Origin of the sequence: Acinetobacter haemolyticus CIP 64.3 = MTCC 9819 (assembly GCF_000369065.1) — a bacterium.
GTDB lineage: Bacteria > Pseudomonadota > Gammaproteobacteria > Pseudomonadales > Moraxellaceae > Acinetobacter > Acinetobacter haemolyticus.
Map to the genome: position 1 here is coordinate 144,986 of NZ_KB849807.1, position 18,505 is coordinate 163,490.

Sequence of the window (18,505 nt, forward strand, 5' to 3'; positions counted from 1 at the left end):
ATGAGCCAAAATACCAATACTGAAGATACGATTGACTTAAAGGAACTTTTCTTTGCGCTACTGGCACAATGGAAACTGATCGCATTATGCGTCATGCTCAGTCTTGTATGTGCATTATTATATTTGCGTACCACACCAAATACATATTCCGTCGATGCGCTAGTACAAGTTGAAAGTAGTAAAGGTGCTTCAGCTGCACTTCTGGGTGATCTTTCTCAGGTTATTGACCAAAAATCCCCAGCCCAATCTGAAATCGAAATTTTAAAATCGCGCTTAGTCCTTGGTTCAGTGATACAAGCATTAAATCTCGATCTCAATATTTCAAATCCCAATGATACTTTTGCACAACGATTGCTAGGCAAGCAAAATTATGCATCAGAATATAGCCCTAAGGGTGTCACTTTTCAGGATAATCAAAAAGTATTTGAAATTCGCAAATTTGAAGTACCCAATGAATTTTTAGATAAAACTCTTCGTTTACAATTTAAAGGGAATCAGTTTGAATTAATTGATACAAAAACTGATGAAGTGCTGTTATCTGCACCTATGAATCAGGAAAATCAACTATCCAATCGCTACGGAACCTGGAAGCTGAATGTTTTCTCAAAGGATCAGCTTAATACGGATTATCTGATTAGTAAATTTTCCTTACCATCTGCAGTAAAATCAATTAGTGCTAGGTACTCCGTTGCAGAAAAAGGTAAATTAACTGGAATTTTAGGACTGAGCTATCAAGGTGAAGATAAACAACACATCACCAAAGTGCTCAATGCAATCTTATCCGCTTATAGCGCACAAAATGTTGCACGAAAATCGGCAGAAACAGCTCAAACACTCAAGTTTTTGGATGAACAATTACCAGAGTTAAAACAACAGCTCGACAAAGCTGAACGCGAGTTCAATAAGTTCCGCCAACAGTACAATACTGTGGACGTTACCAAAGAATCTGAATTATACCTCACACAGAGCATCACATTAGAAACTAAAAAGATTGAACTCGAACAGAAACAAGCAGATATTGCAGCCAAATATACGGCAGAACACCCAGCAATGCGTGAAATTAATGCCCAAATCACTGCGATAAAAAAGCAAATTGCCGATTTGAACAGCACATTAAAACAATTACCTGATCTACAAAGACAATATTTACAGCTTTATCGTGAAGTTGAAGTCAACACGCAATTGTACACAGCGTTGTTAAACTCTTACCAACAGCTTCGTATTGCCAAAGCTGGCGAGATTGGTAATGTACGTATTGTGGATACTGCTGTAGAACCAGTAGAACCAATTAAACCTAAAAAGTTGCAAATTCTAATACTTGCTATTTTCCTTGGTGGTTTCATTGGGACTTTGATTGCTTTATTACGCAATATGTTACGTACCGGGATTAAAGATTCATCTCAGATTGAACGAGAGCTTGATCTACCTGTCTATGCAACAGTACCACGCTCCCCAGTTCAAGAAACTCGTATGAGTATTTTGAAAAAGAAAAAGAGCATTCCTATTCTTGCTGTTAAAAATAGTGATGATATTGCTGTCGAAAGTTTACGGAGTATTCGTACCGCCATTCACTTTGCACTGAGCAATGCCAAAAACAATATTGTGATGATCGCAGGTCCTGCACCTGAGGTCGGTAAGTCATTCATCTCAACCAATCTTGCAACGATCTTTGCTCAAAGTAATAAAAAGATCTTACTGATTGATGCGGATCTTCGTCGCGGTTATTTGCATAAATACTTTAACAAAGACGTGAAACCAGGACTTGCTGAATTACTGACTGGTCAAGCTGAACTGAGCCAAGTGATTCAGGAAACCGAAGTGTCGGGCTTAAGTATCATGACTCGTGGCAAAAACCCAGCCAATCCATCTGAAATTCTAAGCTCTGAGCAATTTAAAACATTGCTTGAAACCCTCAGCCCTCAATACGACCATATCATCATAGATACGCCACCAATTTTGGCAGTAACGGATGGTATTATCATTTCTCAATACGTCGGCGTTACTTTATTGGTTGCTCGTTATGCCAAATCACAAATGAAAGAACTTGAGCTCAGTTTGAATCGTTTTGATCAAGCTGGCGTCAAAGTAAATGGATTCATTTTGAATGATATTCAACGTGCAAGCGGTGGTTATGGCTATGGTTATAACTATGCCTATGCCTACAAAGCAAATAACAAAGACGACTAAACCCTCTTTGTTTACATGATGATAAAGCCAGATCAATGATCTGGCTTTATTGCGAAACCAGATACTAACATCTTTTAGAAAACATAAAGCCTATAAAAAATACACGCATTTTTCTGATCAGTTATTCAATGCGAAAGCAGAGACATGCTAAGATCAATGCCATATTTTTTATCAAAATCTCAATTTTGGACATCTCATGAGTAAAGCGTTACCTGTTATTGTCGCAGCCGTTTTAGGCGGTGCAGCCCTTGTTCCAATTTATTATGCCACTCAACATCCTGCGACTGAGCTTGGTAGTAAAGCTGATAAAAATGCAGCCCCAGTTGCTAAAATTAGCTACGCCTTAGGTTATGAAGTTGCGAAACAGACTCCACCAGAGTTAGAAACAAGCGCATTTATCACAGGTTTTCGTGATGGACATGCAGATAAACCTGCTGCTTATACTGAGGAAGAACTACAAGCCGCTTACGTAGAATTCCAACAAGATATGCAACAAAAGCAAATCGAAGAGTCTCAAAAAGCCGAAGCAACCAGCAATACATTCTTAACAGAAAATGCCAAAAAAGAAGGCGTTAAAACCACAGATTCGGGCTTGCAATATAAAGTCACGAAAGAAGGCACAGGTAAAAAACCAACCGAGACTTCAGTGGTGAAAGTACATTACAAAGGTCAGTTGACTGATGGTAAAGTATTTGACAGTTCTTATGATCGTGGTGAGCCAATCGAGTTTCCACTCAATCAAGTGATTCCTGGCTGGACTGAAGGTTTACAATTGATGAAAGAAGGTGGTAAGGCAACCTTCTATATTCCTGCAAACTTAGGTTATGGTGCTCAAGGTGTTCCAGGCTCTATTCCGCCGAATAGTACTTTGATTTTTGATGTTGAACTCATCGCAGTTAAATAATAAATATAGGGAGAGCATGTGCTCTCCCTTATTTTTGCAAATGCATTCTGGACGAAATAATGAAAAAATTAAGTTTAATTTTAATGAGTATGCTGATGGGTAGCGCTTATGCGGCACCAATCACTTTGAAAAGCCCACAACAAGAACAGTTGGGCTATAGCTACGGTTATTTAATGGGTAAAGGCAATGCCAATACCCTCAAAGATTTGAATATTGATGCTTTTATACAGGGCTTAAAAGAAGCAACTCAAGGCAAGCCAGCATCCTTAAGTGATGAAGAAATGGCAAACGTATTAAATCAGTATAAAAAGCGCATAGAAGCCAAACAACTGGTTGAGTTTCAAGAAATTGCCCAAGAGAATGACAAAATTGGCAAAGCATTCTTGGCAGAAAATCGTAAAAAAGCCAATATAGTAACCACAAGATCAGGTTTACAGTATCAAGTGCTTCAAGCAGGTAAAGGAAAGTCACCTAAAGCTAGTGCAACGGTAAAGGTTAACTATGAAGGACGCTTACTGGATGGTACAGTGTTTGATAGCTCAATTGCCCGCAATCAACCGGTTGAGTTTAAACTCAGTCAAGTGATTCCCGGTTGGACCGAAGGACTACAAACCATGAAGGAAGGTGGCAAAAGTCGTTTCTTCATTCCGTCGAATCTTGCTTATGGTGAAGTTGGTGCAGGTGATGCGATTGGCCCTAACAGCACACTCATTTTTGAAATTGAGCTCATCGAAGTTAAGTAATTCAGATTTGAAATACCCCTTCTTTGAAAAAAGAAGGGGTATTTTTTTTAATGCTTATAATTTAGTGTTTCAAATGTCTTGGTCTAAATCCTGTTACGAATAATCCAACAACGTAAGCAACTACACCAAGTACGCATAAACCCATGACCTCTGCAACACGTAACCACTGTGAAATATCACCTTGATACCACGTTAGGCCATACCACAAGGCAGCAATCATTACGATATTGGCAACACTAAATTGGAAAGCGAGTTTCTTCCAGTGTGCCCCAAAGCGATAAATATTGCGCTTGTGCAAATAGTAATAGAGTAGGCCTGCATTTACTAAAGCCGAACCTGAAGACGCCATCGCCAACGCCATGTGCTCCGCTTCCCAGCCATTCAATTTAAATAAACCAATAAACAGGACATTTAAAATCGCATTTGCAGCAACTGCGATTAAGCCGACACGCACAGGTGTCTTGGTATCTTGTTGTGCATAAAAACCTGGAGCAAAAACTTTGATCAGCATAAATGAAATGACACCTGCACTCATACATTGCAAAGCCAAAGCCGTCATTTGTGTATCTTGTAAGGTAAACTCACCACGTTGGAACAAAGCCTGAATAATCGGTGTAGACAACATAAATAAAGCAATGCTGGCTGGAATGCCCACCAACATGATGATCTTTGCTGCCCAATCCAACATTCCTCTAAACTTCGTTTGATCCTGTTCCGCATGTCGAGCCGACAACGATGGTAAAATCACGGTACCAATCGCGACCCCAATCAAACCTAATGGCAGCTCAGTCATACGCTCGGCACTATACAACCATGATACTGAGCCATCTTGCATAAACGATGCCCAAATCGTGTTCAGTAATAAATTGATTTGAGTGACAGAAACACCAAATAACGCGGGCAGCATTAACTTTAAGATACGATCCACACCTTCGTGTTTAAAATCAACTTTTGGTGGAATCAGTAATTTCTTTTTCCATAATTCAGGGATCTGGATCGCCAGTTGCAGTACACCCGCCACCACCACTGCCCAGCCCAGCGCCATGATCGGTTCTGCCATAAAAGGTGTCAGCCACCATGCACCTGCGATCATTGCAATGTTCAGTAGTACGGGGGCAAATGCAGGTGAGGCAAAAGAACCATAACTATTTAAAATACTGCTGGCGAAAGCCGTCAGTGACATAAACATTAAGTAAGGAATAGTGAGGCGAAACAAATCTACCGCAAGTGCAAATTTTTCTGGATCTTTATGAAAGCCAGGTGCATAGATATAAATGACCACAGGCGCGGCAATCATTGCAATCAGCGTCAGCAGTGACATCGCTGTTAGTAAGCACCCAAAAACACGACTAATGAGAATTTGTACTTCGGCATGGGTGCGACTGGTCTTATATTCCGTCAAAACAGGAATAAAAGCTTGTGAAAATGCCCCTTCCGCAAACAACCGTCGAAAAAAGTTGGGAATACGAAACGCCACGACAAAGGTATCGAAGTCCTTACCTGCACCAAAAACATTGAGCAGTACAATGTCTCGTACCAATCCAAGTACTCGAGATAACATCGTCATTGCACTGACAATAACAGTCGATCGCCACAATGCCATCGCACTCACCTACGGCTTATTTTTCAAAAGCGTTATTGTAATAAAAGTTCAAACAAATTTCGTTGTAGAATCATAAATCTGATGCTGTTTTTTCACATGATTTGTATTTCGAGAGCATATTACGAAATAATTGCCAGTCAAAATATGGGCCAGGATCAGTTTTACGCTGAGGTGCAATATCCGAATGCCCTGCAATATGGCGTTGAATCTTAGGATATGCTTGACGCAGTGTTTGCACCACCTCAACTAAGGCTTGATATTGTTCAAGCTCAAATGGCAGATCATCACTCCCCTCAAGTTCAATACCAATCGAATAATCATTGCATTCTTTTTGGGCAAGATAACTCGAACGGCCTGCATGCCACGAACGGTGCTGAAAATTCACAAATTGAATGACTTCACCTGTCCGCAAAATCAACAAATGAGCCGATACCTGCATACCTTCAATGGTCTGAAAATAAGGGTGCACAGACCAGTCCAATTGATTCTGAAAAAACTGCTGAATATAACCACCATCAAACTGCGACGGCGGTAAGCTGATGTTATGAATCACAATCAATTGAATATCGATATCCGCGGGGCGTGCGTTAAAATTTGGTGATGCAATCTGTGTTGCACCCAATAATATTCCATCTTGAACTTGCGTAAATCTAGATTGTGACATTGTGACTCGAATCAGCAATTTAATATTTATGTTTCCATTTTGACATGCTTTGTCCAGAATAATCGAGATGAAATACTTATTTTTTAAGCCGAGGGTGCTAATATAAGCCCCAAGTTTTTTAGTCAAAATCTACTGGAAATGGTATGAGTATTCCTCAATCTTTGCTTGAACAATCTATTCAAATCAATATTCAACAAGCATTACAAGAAGATATTGGGGACGGTGATATCACCGCCATGCTCACACCAGCAGATGAACAAGCAACTGCAACCATTATTAGCCGTGAAGAAATGGTCTTGGCGGGTCAACCTTGGGTCAATGCACTGATTCAAGCTTATGACAACACGGTTCAAGTCACTTGGTTAAAACAAGAAGGTGATGTTGTGGCTGCCAATGAAGCTTTTTTAAAGCTTGCAGGTTCAGCCCGTAGTTTATTGACAGTGGAACGTCCAGCTTTAAACTTTATCCAGACACTTTCAGCAGTTGCAACCAAAACAGCCAGTTATGTAAAACAACTGGATGGCTTACATACCAAACTACTCGATACACGAAAAACCTTACCGGGTTTACGCATCGCACAAAAATATGCAGTGGCTGTAGGTGGAGGTCAAAACCATCGTTTAGGTTTATTTGATGCCTTCCTGATTAAAGAAAACCACATCATGGCAGCGGGTGGTATTGCACAAGCTATTACTAAGGCCCATGAAATCGCGCCGGGTAAGCCAGTCGAAGTTGAAGTTGAAACTTGGGATGAACTCAATCAGGCACTTGAGGCAGGTGCGGATATTGTCATGTTAGATAACTTTAGTCAGCAACAAATGATTGATGCTGTAAAACATGTTGCAGGTCGCTGTAAATTAGAAGCTTCTGGCAATATCACCATTGAGAATTTACGCGAAGTTGCGACAACAGGTGTGGATTACATTTCAATGGGTGTGCTCACCAAAGATGTAAGAGCTGTTGATTTATCGATGCGTTTTAATGCTTAAGCCTTCTCGGAGTCGTTTTTATTCATCGTTAATTGCTCAGTAAACGAAGCATCTGGTTTTGAATGATCAGATGCTTTGGTCTGTTCAGTCCACGCTGATTTTGACTCCGTCACATCATTTGGTCGCGGATCAACCGCCATTAATACAAACGTAACTGCTGTTAGAAATACCAGAAATATCTGTAGCATCATTTCCCCTATCATTCTTCATTTCAATTTTTGCTCAATCTATCAAAATAAAATGGGGTAAATCAGAGTGCTCTGTTACTTTATGCAAAGGCTGATTGCGCTTATGTTTACCAGAGGAGTTCGCGCTACTTTCGTTTGACTTCATACACACATATAATGCGAAGCAACTCAATTTAAAATAAAAATGAATTAGACAAAATGGATAGCATATTTGAAAGCGTATTTCATATCATTTTTAAAATTTTCAGATTCATTTTTATCGCCAACATCAACGTGTAAATTTTGATAGCGATGAAGTGTGTATTGTCAGCTTTCTTGCTTGGCTGTTTATTATTTTATTCTGCGTCTACTGGTTCCTTATTCGTTAGTATTTCATACATAAGCAGCCTAACATCTCCGTTAGACTGCCTATGGGCGACCATTCAGAAGCAATGAGAGCCTCTAGGTTTCAATAAACCCCATATATGGATCTGAAATAGAGTCTTGATTGGTTTCTATACGGCCTGCAAAGCGTCGGCTGTAACTTGGCTCATTTTCAATGCTCACGGTAAAATCATACCAACCACCAAAGTCAGACATGTCCCAGCTTAATTCACTCTCAGTCGCAGTCGTTTCGATTTGCCATATTTGATTAGGTAAATAGGCATTCGCCTTTACAATCAGTTTGGCCGTATGCATACCATCATTCCGTACTTTCAGGATTAGTTTAGGGTCGCACTCCTCCATACACACGCGAATCTCTGGCCGTGCTTGGACTTGTACTGACTGTATTAAATTTCCAGTGAAATGGCGATGAAAACCATTGGGTCCCAATACCCATAAATCGTACTGTTCATCTTGAGTCTGCCATACATCATCCAATTGCTGACCCGCTTCAACCATATATCGACGTGGAATCGCCTCTAAATTTAATTTGTTATATACATGAAAGACTGCGGCATGTGTTCCTGTATTAGAAAACATCAGCTGCACGGTTTTACTCGATACATCAACTTTTGCACTGGTATGCAAAACATAAGGTAACGCTCGTGATGGGCGAATCCCCATCACCTGCACTGGAAAGCTTTGATTTGAAGGACGGCTGACTTGTGCCAAGCGCTCTTGTGCTTTACGAATCGCATCTGCCTCAGCTTTACTTTTCTGCCCTACAAGATTTGGCAAAGGTAAAAGATTTGGTGTTTTAAAATCAAAAGCTGAGGTTAAATCACCACACACAGCACGACGATATGGACTAATATTTGGCTCTTCCACACCAAAACATTGCTCCAAGAAGCGAATCACAGAGGAGTGATCAAATACTTGTGAGTTTACCCATCCGCCACGGCTCCAAGGTGAAAGAATATACATCGGTACCCGGACACCAGGCCCATAGACACCGATCCCATTACTCACTTTTGGATCAGTGAAATTGGGTTGACCTAAAGAGGCTTTGCCATGCGTGGCATATTCATAGGACATCTGCCCTTCATTTAAAGTCGACTTACCGTGTACTTCTCCTGAAGGATCCTTCGATGGTGCGCTAGGAGATGGTACATGATCAAAGAAACCATCATTTTCATCAAAGTTAATTAAGAATACCGTCTGGCTCCAGAGTTCAGGATTGTCTGTGAGCGCATTTAATAACTCTTGGATATACCAAGCACCTTGTACAGGACTAGATGGGCCAGGATGCTCACTATAAGTTGCGGGTGCAATTACCCAACTCACTTGTGGCAATTGCCCTTGAGCAATATCATCTTTAAATGACGCCAAAAAGCCACCATCTGGCATGGTATTGGCTATTCCTTTATATAAAGGTTGATGGGTATCAATCGCAGGATCATAAGCTGGGCAAGCGGTAAGGTGATTGACAGGTTTGCCTGATAATTCATTGGCACGACGGTACTTTTTAAAACCAGCTAAAGGATTATCGGTAAAGTTATCTGGCATATTTTGATAAACTTTCCATGTCACCCCTGCTTGTTGTAAACGCTCTGGGTATGTCGTCCAATCATATCCAATCAAAGATGATCCAATTGAATCTAGATCATTGACAACACTGGCAACATTTGCCGCAGTTGGACCATTGGTTCCTGTCCAAATAAACATACGATTTGAATTTGTTCCTGTATGCATCGCACAGTGGTATGCATCACATAACGTAAAAGCATTCGCTAAGGCGAATTGAAACTCAACTTCTTGTTGTTTGTAGTAACCCATTGAATGAGGTTGCTTGTATTTAACCCAATCTCCCATACGGCCATGATCCCAAGCGAACTGACCATCTGTCCATGAATGTGGTGTTCCACTCACACGTTGAGCATTACCCAGAGTGCTGTCCAAATGATATGGATAAACTTTGTTTTTATTTGCGTCATATTGCTCCCAAACCTTTCGCTCTTGGCTAAGTGGAATAGTGAAGCGATCACCAAAACCGCGCACGCCTTTCAATGTGCCAAAATAATTGTCAAAAGAACGGTTTTCTTGGGTCAAGATCACCACATGTTTGACATCTTTGATCGTTCCTGTCTCTACTTTAGCATCGATAGCGAGGGCTTTTTGAATACTGAGTGGGAAGCTCGTAAGTGCAGCCGTTCCAAACAAAGCTTTCGTTGAATTCAATAAAAAATCACGACGATTCATGGGTTATATGTCCTTAATTATTGTTCTTATGGGGCACAATGAATTTTGCAGTTTGATGTTGGCGGTTTTGGATCTGGCGTTGTGTTATTGGTATCGCCATTATTATTTTCGTCGCATGCGCTTAATAAGAGAAAGCTACTGCTTAACAGGGCTAATAAGAAATATCGCATTTTACTATCCGTTAAAATATTCGTGCAGATAGTCAATACAATGTAAATGACAGTTCAATGATGGATTTATAGCAATTCGATGACATCTTCATCGATAAAAAAAAGGCGGTCTAAAAAAACCAGACCGCCCGCACTATCAACTGGAACTTACCAACCGAGTGCTTGCTGTTGCTTCTGAATCAATTCCGCGATTCCTTTTTCTGCAAGCTCTAACATGGCATTACACTGTTGGCGAGTAAACGGTTTATCTTCTGCCGTTCCTTGAATTTCAATGAATTCACCCGCTTGTGTCATCACCACGTTTAAATCCGTTTGGCAATTTGAATCTTCTTCGTAGCATAAATCGAGGAGAACTTCGTCTTGATACATTCCCACCGAGATTGCAGCAATCAGACCTTTTAAAGGGTCTTGTTTAATTTTTTTGTTGCTCAGCAATACATTCATTGCATCAACCAAAGCCACTGCTGCACCTGTAATTGCTGCGGTACGCGTTCCACCATCCGCTTGGATCACATCACAGTCAATCGTAATGGTGTTTTCACCTAACTTCTTCAAATCCACCATGGCACGCAAACTACGACCAATCAAACGTTGAATCTCTTGAGTACGACCACTTTGCTTACCGCGTGCCGCTTCACGATCACTACGAGTATGTGTCGAACGCGGTAACATGCCATATTCAGCAGTCACCCAACCTTGCCCTTGTCCTTTTAAAAATCGTGGAACAGAGTTGTCAATGCTTGCTGTACACAGCACTTTGGTATGACCAAACTCAACCAAAACTGAACCTTCAGCGTAACGGGTATAGTTACGGGTAATTTTTACCTCTCGTAATTGGTCTAATGCTCTCTGGTCAATACGCATAATGATTCCTTAAAACTATGGCACAAATATAATTGCACCATAGTATATCTCAATTACACGCACTTTCCCTTTTACTTATTGGTGACGAGCACCGCTTGATCGCTCAAGTGACGCTCTATCTTGATTAAGCTACTTTGCCAAATATACCTTTTACCGTCTCAGTAAAGCTACGCTTGGTCGCCACCAAACGATCTACCACATTGTCAGGCAAAGAGTGAATCGCCAGACGTTTATACACACTCACGATCTGAGATCCAAAAGGAGCAGTATTGTACTGTTGACCATATTCTGCACAGACTTCACGTACTTTTGGTGCCATTTCGATATAACGGTTGGCAGGTACATCAGGGAACAAATGATGTTCAATTTGATGGCTCAAGTTACCGCTTAAGAAATGCATGATTTTACCGCCAGTAAAGTTTGCTGAACCACGAATCTGACGCAAGTACCACTCTGCTTTGGTTTCATTATCAATGTTGTCAGTGATAATTTCAGAGTCTTCTGTAAAATGACCACAATAAATCACGGTCGATGCCCAGTAGTTACGGATCAGATTGGCAACAAAGTTACCTGCTAATACTGGCAAGAACATTGGACCCGCGATCAATGGGAATAATACATAATCTTTACCAAACTGACGTACCATCTTTTTACGTAGATTTTTTGATTCTACATACACTTCTTTCCAAGTCTTGGTGCCATCAAACAATACTTTTTCCATCTCTAGACGTTGTAAAGCCAGTAGCCATTCAAAACCCGTAGATAATACAAAACCCGTTGGTACGTTAAATAAAAAGCGAGGTTCCCACTTTTGCTCACGGCTCATACGCATCACACCATAACCACTAATGTCATGATCCATGCCAACCACATTGGTATAGGTATGGTGCTTATAGTTATGGGTATATTTCCAGTCCTCACCCGTACACACGGTATCCCAGTCATAGGTTGCACCATTAAGCGTTGGATCATTTAACCAGTCGAACTGACCATGCATCACATTATGACCAAGCTCCATATTTTCAACGATTTTAGATACGCCTAGCATAACGGTACCTAATAACCATACAGGTGGAATCCAACCACCAAACATCAACATACCACGCGATGCAATTTCGGTGTAGCGTACAAAGTTACGTACTTTATAAATATAATCAGAATCTTCTTTGCCAATTTTAGCCATGGTTTCAGTACGGATGGCATCAATCTTACGGCCAAACTCTTGTACTTCTTCTGGTGTTAATGCACGGCTTGTGTTACCGCCAAATTTGATTGGAGGAATCGTTTTAGTCGGATTTACTGTCATCATGTTCATAATATTATTCTCTATCTGGTCAATATGAATTAAAGGTCAATCTCAACGGGACTCACTGCTTCACTCACACACAACTTAATTTGCACATTGTTTTGGTTATCGATTTCACCTGTAAGTTGATTTTTCACTGCACCACTGATCTTGGTACAAACACAGGTATTACAAATCCCCATACGGCAACCAAAAGATGGTTTCAAACCTGCAGCTTCAGCACTGGCTAACAGGTTGCCACGGCCTTCAAACTCTTGCATACTGCGACGGAAATTGACTGGTTGGATTTGAGCATCCACATCCATCGTCACGGGCAAGAAGCTTTCTTGCGTTAAACGGTCTAACCAACCACGTTTCGCCCAGATTTGACGTGTCGCTTTCATCAAACCTGGAGCAGCACACACATAGGTTTGACGTTGAGCAGCATCAGCACACAAACGATCCAAAGTTTCTTCATCAAAATAAGCAGGTTGTTCAGCACTATCGACAATAATGTGTAGGTTAAAGTGCACATATTCTGCTGCCAGTGTTTCCAATTCAGTACGGAACGCTGGATCACGTGAGTAATAAATCAACGTTACAGGTTGATTTGAACGAGCTAAAGCCTGTTTCGCAATCGGAATAATCGGCGTAATACCACTTCCTGCAGATACCAAAAGAATTGGTTGTTTACCTTCTTCTGTATCAAAGTCTTTTAGCGTAAATTCGCCCATCGCCTGAGTAATTTCAATCACATCACCAGCACGTGCGCTGTTGGCTAAATAGTTAGATACTCGACCTTGTTTTTTGATACCTAATACCAATTTGTCGTGACTTGGTGAACTCACCAAGCTATACGCTCGTTGATGCTGCACACCATCAATACGAACCGTCACCATCACAAATTGACCAGGCTGATAGGTTGTAAATTTATTGTTACTGCTTAAAGTGACCTTGATCATTTCATCGGCAATAGGCTCAATCGCTTCGATTTTTGCCATAATGCGACGCAAAGTCCACATCGGGTTAACCTTTGCAAGGATAAAATCAACAAAATCTTCTCGAATCCAATGTGGCTGATAACTTAACTGTGCGCTCATACGTTCCTCGTTTTGTATCTGGCTATTTATTTTGAGTGAACAAATGTTCGTGTAGTGAACATGTGTACACTATATTTATTTGTGTTCACTGAGTCAACACTTGTTCACTAATTTTCTGAGTGTTTTTTACACTTTTTTATAAATGCTTAAATTTTCTTGAAAAAAACAACGCCTCGAGGAGATACTGAACCTGCTGAAAATGTGACTGAATTTGCCAAAAGCTAAAAAGTGTCTAATTGAGCAATGGATTAAAGCTAAAAAAAAGCTATTTTTTTTGCTAGACTATAGGGTCTGTTGGCATTTCACCTTGCGAGCTATTCAGCTCTCATTGCGACAGAGAACATCTTTTTGACGATACAAGGCTTGACTTACGAAATTTAGCCCTTCTAAATGAGTAAGGCATAACGCAGTAGCGACAAAAGATGAACCTGTCCCGCAGGGTTATGGCTAAAACTGCCCCAAACTTCGTTATGAAGCTTGACAAGGGAGCCGCCATTGTCTGCGTTTCATGCCTTGTTTGTGTGGTTTTAGCCTTATAACGCAAGGCATGGCTGAAATATCAACAAACCCTACTATATGGTTTTAATGGATCTTATTCATGTCGATTAGAGATGAACGAAAACAACAGAGTCGGCAAGCTCTACTGGATGCAGCACTTCACCTCAGTACCTCTGGGCGCTCATTTAGTAGTATTAGTTTGCGAGAAGTTGCTCGCGAAGTTGGTTTAGTACCAACAGCGTTTTATCGTCATTTCCAAGATATGGAAGCACTGGGGCAAGAGCTGGTTGATCAAGTCTCTTTACATCTCAAAAGTCTGATTCATCAACTCGGTCAAAGCTATCTAAAACATAGTGGAGCAGCTAAAACCCGCACCAGTATTGAGCTGTTCGTGCAAGCGGTAAATCATAGTCCGCAACAATGGCAGTTTATGATTGCCGAACGTTGGGGGGGATCCGAAACGGTAAGAATCGCAATTGCACGTGAAATTGAGTTTTTGATTGAAGATCTCGCTATTGATCTCTGCAAGCTTGAAACCTTCAAGCACATTAAAGACGCCAAACATTTACAAGTCTTATCAACCATTTTAATCAATATGTCTTTTACATGGGCGATGACATGGATCAATCTACCCAAACAGTTTGAGATCGATGATTTATTAGAACAACAGAATCTATTTATAGACAACGCAACCACTCAGGTTCGTTTGCTATTTAATGGGATCTCAAATTGGGAACCACAAAACGTTTGACTATATCAAGCCCAAAGTTTGATATATAAAAGCATTGCTTCGCGTTATTATGCATTAGACAATCAAGCATTGCCGTTTTAGAACACTATGAGGAGCTTATAAGCATCATGAATCCTGATCGTCATACACAGTTCTTAATTCGCAAAGAAAAAATTTTGCAGGTTGCTGAAAAACTATTACTAGAAAACAACCAAGAAATGACCCTAGATGAACTGGTTGCCGAACTGGACATTGCCAAAGGTACACTATACAAACATTTCCGCAGCAAAAACGAACTGCTACTAGAACTTATTATTCAAAATGAAAAAGAAATTTTAAAAATTTCAGATAAATATAATACTGATGTCAAAGAATATGCGCCTCGCTATATGCTCTATCATCTAAAAGCACCAAGTCGTACGATTCTATTGCATCAATTAGAAGAACATCTCACCATGACTGAATCAAAGTTAAAACATCTCTTTGATGAGCTCTATGAAATTCGTCAGCAACGTATTGTTTCTTTGAAAGAAATGACCGAAAAATATTTAAAGTCGCAAAATTATGACATGTCGATTCGTGATTATTTATCTTATATTTGGTCACTGACCTACGGTGCAGCATTATTGTTAAATTCAAGCTATTACCAACGCTCAATCGGCTCACGGGAAAAATTAATTAACCTTTATGTCAATCAGGCTCTATCGTTGCCTACACAAAAAGTGCAAATTGACATAGAAGCTTTGGATAGTGAATAACCCTGAATAAAAAAGGACTGTGGTAATTCCTCAGTCCTTTGTATTTGAGTTTAATGGCAATTTTATTTGCCTTTACGCTCTTTTTCTAATAAGAAGTCAACCACTTGGGTGACTTTTGCATCTTCACCCTGTACCACATATTTCCCGTTTACCACGACTGCAGGTACGCCTGTCAATTGGTACTGTTGAGCCAACTGATTTGATTCCGCAATTTTTGCAGTGATTGGGAAAGAGTTAAACATACTATTAAATTTCTGTTCTGGCACACCGTAACGCGCAAAGAACTTCGCTTGAGAGGCTTGGTCAAAGATCTGCTGACCACCCTCATGAATCGCATGGAACAATGGAATATGAGTTCTCTTACGAACACCAAGCGCCTCTGACACATAGTAACCACGCGCACCTTGTTCCCACACTTTATTCATGGCTGCTGGTGTACGAAGGAAATACACATCTTTTGGAATTTTCTTTAACCAAGTTTGCATATGCGGCTCAAGGTTATAGCAGTGACCACAGCCATACCAGAAAAATTCACGGACTTCGTATTGTCCTGCTGGCGCAACCGTTTTTCCAGGATTGGCCACAACTGTATAGTCTTTGCCTTCAACAAAATTGGCAGCCATTGCATTCATTGAAAACGTCAACGCAACTGCACCTAAACCACTGAGTACTAACTTTTTCATTGCCTGTGCTTTTCCTCTAAGCATTTTTCGTAAGTTTATATGCTAAATATAAAGCAAACTCGACTAATTCGTTTTTCTTCTGTGAAGTTTTTTATAGGATTTATCGCTTTTTTTGCCAGAATCGCTACACTACCCAAAGATTAAACCGAAATAATCATCCTAATATAGAGGTGACACCATGTCGCAATTGAATGTTGACCCGCAAGAAATCGCAAAATTTGAAGCATTGGCTGCCAAATGGTGGGATCAACATTCGGAATTTCGCCCGCTCCATCAAATCAACCCCTTACGCCTAAACTGGATTGATGAACGCGTTGGTGGTTTAGCGGGTAAAAAAGTCCTTGATGTCGGCTGTGGTGGTGGAATTTTAGCTGAGAGTATGGCACGTCGTGGTGCTGATGTTCTTGGCATTGATATGGGTGAGGCTCCGCTTGCAGTGGGCCGCCTACATGCACAACAAGAAAATGTACAAAATATCGAATATCGCCAAATTCCTGTTGAACAACTAGCACTAGAGCAAGCAGGTCAATATGATGTCGTTACTTGCATGGAAATGATGGAGCACGTACCTGATCCTGCATCAATTGTTCAAGCTTGCCAAAACTTGGTGAAACCCGGTGGTCATGTGTTCTTTTCAACTATTAATCGCAATCCAAAATCCTATTTATTTGCGATTATTGGCGCAGAATATGTATTGCGCTTACTGCCAAAGGGCACACATGATTATCATAAATTCATCCGCCCTTCAGAAATGGCACATGATATTCGCAATGCAGGTTTAACCCTCAAGGAAATGATTGGCTTACATTACAATCCGATCACCAAGCACTATTGGCTTGCCCCAAATGTCGATGTGAATTACATGGTTCATACTACGAATACAGGTGCTTAATGAAAGCTGTTTTATTTGATCTAGATGGCACCTTAATTGACACAGCAGCTGACTTTATTCGAATCATTCAGCAAATGTGTCGGGACGAGCAACGTCCAGTCGTTGATGCAGAACTCATTCGCACCCAAGTGTCCGAGGGCGCGCGTGCTATGGTGAAATTGGTTTATCCTGAATTAGAACTCACTGATCCTATTTTCTTAGCACATCGCCAACGCTTTTTAGATGTATATGGTGACAACATCGTCGTTGATACCGATCTATTTGAGGGCATGTATCCATTACTTGAACAACTTGAGGCAAATCAGATTCCTTGGGGGATCGTGACCAATAAACCACGTGGTTTGAGTGAGTCCTTACTGGCAGAATTGCAACTGACTGAACGTTGTTCTGTTTTGGTTTGTCCTGAAGATGTGAGTAAAACTAAACCAGATCCTGAACCCATGTATTTAGCGGCAAAACGACTACAGATTGATCCTAAAGAGATTATCTATGTCGGAGATCATCCCCGTGATATTGATGCGGGTCGTCATGCAGGGATGTACACCATTCTAGCTGCATATGGCTATTTACCTATTGAATCCCGTGATGATCTTAGTGCATGGCAAGCAGATGCCATTATTCACACTGTTGCTGAGCTTCAACAATTGCTCCAACAGAAAATCACAGTTTTAGCAGAAAATCAGGGTATGATGAGTTAAACAACTCAGATAACAACAGGAGGCATAACAATGAAATATTCAGAATATCAACCTCGCCCAGATCTACTTAAAGATCGCATTATCTTAATCACAGGTGCTGGTGATGGGATCGGACGAGCTGCTGCGATGAGTTATGCCCTTCATGGTGCAACTGTGGTATTACACGGTCGTACCTTAAACAAACTTGAAGTCATTTATGATGAAATTGAGGCTTTAGGTGCGCCGCAACCTGCTATTCTCCCATTACAACTCTCAACGGCATCGAGTCATGATTATGAGCTTTTGGTCGATGCCTTAGAACAGCAGTTTGGTCGTTTAGATGGTATTTTGCACAATGCTGGCATGCTAGGTGATCGTGTGGAACTCGCAAATTATCCTGTGGATGTTTGGGATGATGTCATGGCGGTAAATTTACGTGCGCCTTTTGCTTTAACTCAAGCCTTATTACCTTTACTCGAAAAATCAGATCATGCTTCTGTGATCTTTACCAGTTCCGGTGTTGGGCGTGAAGCACGTGCATTGTGGGGTGCTTATTCTGTTTCCAAGATTGCGACGGAAGCCATGAGCAAAATCTTTGCCTTAGAAAATAGCTTCCCAAACATTCGCTATAACTGTATTAATCCAGGTGGAACACGTACCGCAATGCGTGCTAAAGCCTATCCAGATGAAGATCCAAAAGTGTTACCTACACCAGACAGCATCATGCCTGCCTATCTTTATCTGATGGGTGATGATAGCCTAGACATGAATGGGCAAAGTATTGATGCGCAAGATTAAGACTTTATGAGAATAATTCCAAACAGCATTGAAGACTAACTTGATGCAGAGAGCCGTGTAAATTATCTTCATCTTTTTAAAGGAACAATGAATTGATCTTCACAGTTTCTCTGCATTTTTAAGGTACAGTTTTCACATGAGAGACATCCG

At 40.8% G+C, this 18,505-nt stretch carries 17 protein-coding genes; 9 read left to right on the plus strand and 8 right to left on the minus strand.

Annotated elements, in window-relative coordinates:
• From F927_RS13455 to F927_RS13465, 3 genes are all read left to right on the plus strand, one after another.
• A complete protein-coding gene (locus F927_RS13455) occupies window positions 1–2,187 on the plus strand; it encodes a polysaccharide biosynthesis tyrosine autokinase (RefSeq protein WP_005085846.1) in 2,187 nt (728 codons plus the stop codon).
• Between the two features lie 196 nt (window positions 2,188–2,383).
• Entirely contained in the window at window positions 2,384–3,091 is a 708-nt protein-coding gene (locus tag F927_RS13460) for a BamJ family beta-barrel-assembly machinery protein (protein ID WP_004637392.1), read from the plus strand.
• 59 nt (window positions 3,092–3,150) lie between these two features.
• Window positions 3,151–3,834 (plus strand): BamJ family beta-barrel-assembly machinery protein, encoded by a 684-nt coding sequence (locus F927_RS13465; RefSeq protein ID WP_005085849.1) that lies wholly within the window; start codon window positions 3,151–3,153, stop codon window positions 3,832–3,834.
• A 61-nt stretch (window positions 3,835–3,895) separates the two neighbouring features.
• On the opposite strand, the gene murJ is transcribed toward F927_RS13465, so the two are convergent.
• Both murJ and ampD read right to left on the minus strand, forming a co-directional pair.
• The gene (murJ, locus tag F927_RS13470; protein ID WP_171057137.1) at window positions 3,896–5,446 is read right to left on the minus strand and encodes a murein biosynthesis integral membrane protein MurJ; all 1,551 of its coding nucleotides are present in this window, start codon (window positions 5,444–5,446) and stop codon (window positions 3,896–3,898) included.
• A gap of 61 nt (window positions 5,447–5,507) precedes the next feature.
• The gene (ampD, locus tag F927_RS13475; RefSeq protein WP_005085853.1) at window positions 5,508–6,101 is read right to left on the minus strand and encodes a 1,6-anhydro-N-acetylmuramyl-L-alanine amidase AmpD; all 594 of its coding nucleotides are present in this window, start codon (window positions 6,099–6,101) and stop codon (window positions 5,508–5,510) included.
• A 143-nt stretch (window positions 6,102–6,244) separates the two neighbouring features.
• On the opposite strand from ampD, the gene nadC reads away from it, so the two are divergent.
• A complete protein-coding gene (nadC, locus tag F927_RS13480; RefSeq protein WP_004637388.1) occupies window positions 6,245–7,090 on the plus strand; it encodes a carboxylating nicotinate-nucleotide diphosphorylase in 846 nt (281 codons plus the stop codon).
• On the opposite strand, the gene F927_RS13485 is transcribed toward nadC, so the two are convergent.
• The 5 genes from F927_RS13485 to F927_RS13505 all read right to left on the minus strand — a co-directional run bounded on the left by F927_RS13485 (window position 7,087) and on the right by F927_RS13505 (window position 13,319).
• Window positions 7,087–7,278 carry an ABZJ_00068 family colistin stress protein gene (locus F927_RS13485; protein WP_005085855.1) on the minus strand — a complete coding sequence of 64 codons (192 nt, stop codon included), beginning with the start codon at window positions 7,276–7,278 and terminating at the stop codon, window positions 7,087–7,089. The two genes, nadC and F927_RS13485, sit on opposite strands and share 4 nt — an antisense overlap.
• 441 nt (window positions 7,279–7,719) lie before the next feature.
• Entirely contained in the window at window positions 7,720–9,900 is a 2,181-nt protein-coding gene (locus tag F927_RS13490; protein ID WP_005085857.1) for a phosphocholine-specific phospholipase C, read from the minus strand.
• A 317-nt stretch (window positions 9,901–10,217) separates the two neighbouring features.
• Complete coding sequence (rph, locus tag F927_RS13495; protein WP_004637386.1) at window positions 10,218–10,934, minus strand: ribonuclease PH; 717 nt, start codon at window positions 10,932–10,934, stop codon at window positions 10,218–10,220.
• Window positions 10,935–11,058: 124 nt separating this feature from the next.
• Window positions 11,059–12,240, minus strand: a complete 1,182-nt coding sequence (locus F927_RS13500; protein WP_370736366.1) for a fatty acid desaturase family protein — start codon at window positions 12,238–12,240, stop codon at window positions 11,059–11,061.
• A 38-nt stretch (window positions 12,241–12,278) separates the two neighbouring features.
• Window positions 12,279–13,319 carry a ferredoxin reductase gene (locus tag F927_RS13505; RefSeq protein ID WP_005085862.1) on the minus strand — a complete coding sequence of 347 codons (1,041 nt, stop codon included), beginning with the start codon at window positions 13,317–13,319 and terminating at the stop codon, window positions 12,279–12,281.
• Window positions 13,320–13,917: 598 nt separating this feature from the next.
• Between F927_RS13505 and F927_RS13510 the strand changes: the two genes are divergently transcribed.
• A complete protein-coding gene (locus F927_RS13510) occupies window positions 13,918–14,568 on the plus strand; it encodes a TetR family transcriptional regulator (protein WP_004637383.1) in 651 nt (216 codons plus the stop codon).
• Window positions 14,569–14,675: 107 nt separating this feature from the next.
• Window positions 14,676–15,305: a TetR/AcrR family transcriptional regulator gene (locus tag F927_RS13515; protein ID WP_004637382.1), complete on the plus strand. Its 630-nt coding sequence runs from the start codon at window positions 14,676–14,678 to the stop codon at window positions 15,303–15,305.
• A 62-nt stretch (window positions 15,306–15,367) separates the two neighbouring features.
• Here F927_RS13515 and F927_RS13520 read toward each other — a convergent pair whose 3' ends face one another.
• Window positions 15,368–15,988 carry a thiol:disulfide interchange protein DsbA/DsbL gene (locus F927_RS13520; RefSeq protein ID WP_005085864.1) on the minus strand — a complete coding sequence of 207 codons (621 nt, stop codon included), beginning with the start codon at window positions 15,986–15,988 and terminating at the stop codon, window positions 15,368–15,370.
• Between the two features lie 178 nt (window positions 15,989–16,166).
• Here F927_RS13520 and ubiG point away from each other — a divergent pair, with 178 nt between their 5' ends.
• From ubiG to F927_RS13535, 3 genes are read left to right on the plus strand one after another with little or no spacing between them, the layout of a single operon-like run.
• On the plus strand, window positions 16,167–16,880 hold the full coding sequence (gene ubiG / locus F927_RS13525; RefSeq protein ID WP_004637380.1) for a bifunctional 2-polyprenyl-6-hydroxyphenol methylase/3-demethylubiquinol 3-O-methyltransferase UbiG: 714 nt from the start codon (window positions 16,167–16,169) through the stop codon (window positions 16,878–16,880).
• On the plus strand, window positions 16,880–17,578 hold the full coding sequence (locus F927_RS13530; RefSeq protein WP_005085867.1) for an HAD family hydrolase: 699 nt from the start codon (window positions 16,880–16,882) through the stop codon (window positions 17,576–17,578). The genes ubiG and F927_RS13530 overlap by 1 nt, the downstream gene beginning before the upstream one ends.
• Window positions 17,579–17,608: 30 nt before the next feature.
• Window positions 17,609–18,355 (plus strand): YciK family oxidoreductase, encoded by a 747-nt coding sequence (locus F927_RS13535; protein ID WP_005085870.1) that lies wholly within the window; start codon window positions 17,609–17,611, stop codon window positions 18,353–18,355.
• Window positions 18,356–18,505 lie beyond the last annotated feature (150 nt).

Excerpts from the sequence above, each read along its gene's own strand:
- F927_RS13455 (WP_005085846.1), top strand. The coding sequence starts at position 1 with ATGAGCCAAAATACCAATACTGAAGATACGATTGACTTAAAGGAACTT.
- F927_RS13460 (WP_004637392.1), top strand. The coding sequence starts at position 2,384 with ATGAGTAAAGCGTTACCTGTTATTGTCGCAGCCGTTTTAGGCGGTGCA.
- F927_RS13465 (WP_005085849.1), top strand. The coding sequence starts at position 3,151 with ATGAAAAAATTAAGTTTAATTTTAATGAGTATGCTGATGGGTAGCGCT.
- ampD (WP_005085853.1), bottom strand. The coding sequence starts at position 6,101 with ATGTCACAATCTAGATTTACGCAAGTTCAAGATGGAATATTATTGGGT.
- nadC (WP_004637388.1), top strand. The coding sequence starts at position 6,245 with ATGAGTATTCCTCAATCTTTGCTTGAACAATCTATTCAAATCAATATT.
- F927_RS13485 (WP_005085855.1), bottom strand. The coding sequence starts at position 7,278 with ATGCTACAGATATTTCTGGTATTTCTAACAGCAGTTACGTTTGTATTA.
- F927_RS13490 (WP_005085857.1), bottom strand. The coding sequence starts at position 9,900 with ATGAATCGTCGTGATTTTTTATTGAATTCAACGAAAGCTTTGTTTGGA.
- rph (WP_004637386.1), bottom strand. The coding sequence starts at position 10,934 with ATGCGTATTGACCAGAGAGCATTAGACCAATTACGAGAGGTAAAAATT.
- F927_RS13500 (WP_370736366.1), bottom strand. The coding sequence starts at position 12,240 with ATGACAGTAAATCCGACTAAAACGATTCCTCCAATCAAATTTGGCGGT.
- F927_RS13505 (WP_005085862.1), bottom strand. The coding sequence starts at position 13,319 with ATGAGCGCACAGTTAAGTTATCAGCCACATTGGATTCGAGAAGATTTT.
- F927_RS13510 (WP_004637383.1), top strand. The coding sequence starts at position 13,918 with ATGTCGATTAGAGATGAACGAAAACAACAGAGTCGGCAAGCTCTACTG.
- F927_RS13515 (WP_004637382.1), top strand. The coding sequence starts at position 14,676 with ATGAATCCTGATCGTCATACACAGTTCTTAATTCGCAAAGAAAAAATT.
- F927_RS13520 (WP_005085864.1), bottom strand. The coding sequence starts at position 15,988 with ATGAAAAAGTTAGTACTCAGTGGTTTAGGTGCAGTTGCGTTGACGTTT.
- ubiG (WP_004637380.1), top strand. The coding sequence starts at position 16,167 with ATGTCGCAATTGAATGTTGACCCGCAAGAAATCGCAAAATTTGAAGCA.
- F927_RS13530 (WP_005085867.1), top strand. The coding sequence starts at position 16,880 with ATGAAAGCTGTTTTATTTGATCTAGATGGCACCTTAATTGACACAGCA.
- F927_RS13535 (WP_005085870.1), top strand. The coding sequence starts at position 17,609 with ATGAAATATTCAGAATATCAACCTCGCCCAGATCTACTTAAAGATCGC.